This is a genomic window from Pseudomonas sp., from assembly GCF_050739655.1.
Lineage (GTDB): Bacteria > Pseudomonadota > Gammaproteobacteria > Pseudomonadales > Pseudomonadaceae > Aquipseudomonas.
Genome location: NZ_JBOIBY010000696.1, coordinates 1 through 3104 on the forward strand (window position 1 = coordinate 1; position 3104 = coordinate 3104).

The window sequence follows — 3104 nt, forward strand, 5'->3', positions numbered from 1 at the left end:
GGCCATGCGCAACGCCCTGAAACGTATTCAGGACGGCGAATACGCCAAGATGTTCATCAGCGAAGGCGCTACCGGCTATCCTTCGATGACCGCCAAGCGTCGTAACAACGCCGCTCACGGTATCGAAGTCATCGGCGAGCAACTGCGCTCCATGATGCCGTGGATCGGTGCCAACAAGATCGTCGACAAAGCTAAAAACTAAGTCACGCACTTGTACGAAAAACGCGGCCTAGGCCGCGTTTTTTCGTTTGGACGGTCTGTTCTGGTATAAAGCTGCATCGTTTGCGCGGCGAACCGTTGTCGCAGACATCTGTCGAAACTTTCCACACCGTTGCAAGGTAATGTCCATGAGCGAACGTCCCGAAGAGCCAAGCCAGGCTTCAGACGCCGAAAGCCTGCTGCCCATTGATGAACATGTCGAAGAAGGGCATGACGCAGAAGGCCGTAAAGTCCGGCATCGTGGTATCTATCTTCTGCCGAATCTTTTCACCACTGCGAACCTGTTCGCAGGGTTCTACTCCATCATTAACTCGATGAGCGCCCAAAGTGCATTGAGTGCCGGTGACTCGATTGGCGCGAGTAAATATTTTGCTTTCGCGGCAATCGCGATATTCGTCGCCATGGTGCTTGATGGTCTCGATGGTCGTGTCGCACGCATGACCAATACACAAAGTGCCTTCGGTGCCGAGTACGACTCATTGTCGGACATGGTTGCCTTCGGCGTGGCCCCGGCATTGCTGGCGTTCGGTTGGGCGCTGGGTGATATGGGCAAGGTCGGCTGGATGGTCGCCTTCATTTATGTGGCTGGCGCGGCGTTGCGTCTGGCACGTTTCAACACCCAGGTCGGCACCGCAGACAAGCGCTACTTTATTGGTTTGGCTAGCCCGGCCGCCGCTGGCGTTGTGGCAGGGATTGTCTGGGCATTCAGCGATTACGGCATTCAGGGCTCCAAGATGTCCTTCCTTGTTGCGCTGATGGTTGCTGCTGCGGGCATGCTGATGGTCAGCAACATCAAGTACAACAGCTTCAAGGAGCTGGACCTGAAGGGGCGCGTACCTTTTGTGGCGATCCTTGCTGTGGTGTTGGTGTTCGCGGTGGTGTTCAGTGATCCGCCACGCATTCTGCTGTTGGTGTTCCTTGCCTATGCCGCATCGGGCCCAGTGCAATACTTGTTACATCTTCGTCGACGCAAAAGCGTCGAGTGATGTAATTTCCCTCATACTCCGCAGTCTGTTGGTGCATCTGTTCTCCAATGCTGCGGAGTAGCCATGCTAATCAAAGTCCCAAAAGCATCCGACTGCCATGAGTCAGATGTCACACCCGAATCCATTTATCGTTCTCGACGCAATGTATTAAGTGCTGCCGTTGGCGGCTTGGTTGTGGGCGGTCTACCTCGCTGGGCTGTGGCTGATGAAGCGGCGCGTTACGCAGATGTCGAGCCTGGTAAAGCACCTTCGTGGTTCAACGAAAAACTTCCTTCCACTCAGTGGGGGGCGGTCAGCGTCAAGAACGAAGCGATCACGCCTTTCAAGGATGCAACCCACTACAACAACTTCTATGAGTTTGGTACTGACAAAGGTGATCCGGCTGCTAACGCTGGTACGCTGAAGACCGAGCCATGGACCGTTGTCGTGGATGGGGAGGTGGGCAAGCCTGGGCGATATGCACTGGAAGACTTCATGAAGCCTTATCAGTTGGAGGAGCGCATTTACCGTCTTCGTTGTGTGGAAGCATGGTCGATGGTTATTCCATGGATTGGCTTCCCTATTTCGGCTTTGCTTCGCGAGATAGAGCCAACGTCAAAAGCCAAATTCATACGCTTCGAAACGCTGCAGGATCCCCAAAGCATGCCAGGGCAACGGTCCGGGTTCGCCTTGATCGACTGGCCGTATGTTGAGGGGTTGCGCCTGGATGAGGCCATGAATCCGTTGGCGATTCTGGCGGTGGGAATGTACGGGCGTGAGTTGCCTAATCAGAACGGAGCGCCCCTGCGTTTGGTCGTGCCGTGGAAATATGGATTCAAAAGCATCAAATCAATCGTGCGGATAAGCCTGGTGAGCGAGCAACCCAAAACCACTTGGCAGAGTATCGCCTCGGACGAGTATGGCTTCTATGCGAACGTGAATCCTACAGTTGACCATCCACGCTGGACCCAGGCCCGTGAGCGCCGACTACCGAGTGGTCTGTTCAAGCCGAATGTGCGTGATACGCAAATGTTCAATGGCTATGCAGATGAAGTCGCTTCTTTATATGCAGGGCTCGATCTGCGGAAGAACTACTGATGCGATATCCGCTTTGGCGTATCGGGGTTTTTGTAGTTGCGATGGTGTGGCCGGTGCTTTGGTTGTATCAGGCTTGGTCAGATGTGCTGGGGCCTGACCCAGGAAAGGTGCTGGTTGACCGGTTAGGGTTGGGGGCGCTGGTTTTGCTGCTTGTTACTTTGGGTATGACTCCACTGCAAAAACTAACTGGGTGGGCTGGATGGGTTGCTGTCCGGCGTCAGTTGGGCTTGTGGTGTTTTGCATATGTAGTCATGCACTTGAGTGCTTATATCGCATTCATCCTTGGGTTTGACTGGTCTCAGATGGGTGTTGAGTTGCGTAAGCGCCCTTACATCATCGTTGGGGTGTTGGGCTTTCTGTGCCTGCTTGCGCTAGCGGTTACTTCCAATCGATACAGTCAGAGGCGATTGGGAGTGCACTGGAAGAAGCTGCATCGTCTGGTTTACGTGATTCTTGGGCTTGGATTGCTGCATATGCTTTGGATTGTGCGCGCTGATCTAAAGGAGTGGGCGATCTATGCATCTATAGGTGCGCTGATATTAGCTATGCGGCTACCCCCCGTTACTCGGCGAATCCTGCGTTTTAAAGTAAAAAAGGGTATTTCTGCCAGAAAGGCGTAAATAGTGGTTGACGGCAGATTTCAGATCTCTATAATTCGCCCCACTTCCGGCGCAGTCGAAACGGAAAACTCCTTGGTAAACAACGAGTTACGCAGTTTTCGGCAGCAAGTTGCTTCAGGTTATCGAAGTCGAAAGGAAGTTGAAAAAGAGGTGTTGACAGCAGCGAGTAACGCTGTAGAATTCGCCTCCCGCTGACGAGAGA

3 protein-coding genes and 1 pseudogene are annotated in these 3104 nt (G+C 53.5%); all 4 read left to right on the forward strand.

Annotated features, from left to right (window positions below):
* Window positions 1–202 (forward strand): annotated as a pseudogene (locus ACRESJ_RS32825) (ketol-acid reductoisomerase); the annotation flags it as partial.
* Between the two features lie 145 nt (window positions 203–347).
* Entirely contained in the window at window positions 348–1205 is an 858-nt protein-coding gene (gene pssA, locus ACRESJ_RS32830) for a CDP-diacylglycerol--serine O-phosphatidyltransferase (RefSeq protein ID WP_431761622.1), read from the forward strand.
* Between the two features lie 63 nt (window positions 1206–1268).
* Window positions 1269–2282: a protein-methionine-sulfoxide reductase catalytic subunit MsrP gene (msrP, locus tag ACRESJ_RS32835; protein WP_431761623.1), complete on the forward strand. Its 1014-nt coding sequence runs from the start codon at window positions 1269–1271 to the stop codon at window positions 2280–2282.
* Window positions 2282–2902: a protein-methionine-sulfoxide reductase heme-binding subunit MsrQ gene (msrQ, locus tag ACRESJ_RS32840; protein WP_431761624.1), complete on the forward strand. Its 621-nt coding sequence runs from the start codon at window positions 2282–2284 to the stop codon at window positions 2900–2902. The genes msrP and msrQ overlap by 1 nt, the downstream gene beginning before the upstream one ends.
* Window positions 2903–3104: the final 202 nt, after the last annotated feature.

Coding starts and splice junctions, on each gene's coding strand:
- msrP (WP_431761623.1), top strand. CDS start 1,269: ATGCTAATCAAAGTCCCAAAAGCATCCGACTGCCATGAGTCAGATGTC.
- msrQ (WP_431761624.1), top strand. CDS start 2,282: ATGCGATATCCGCTTTGGCGTATCGGGGTTTTTGTAGTTGCGATGGTG.
- pssA (WP_431761622.1), top strand. CDS start 348: ATGAGCGAACGTCCCGAAGAGCCAAGCCAGGCTTCAGACGCCGAAAGC.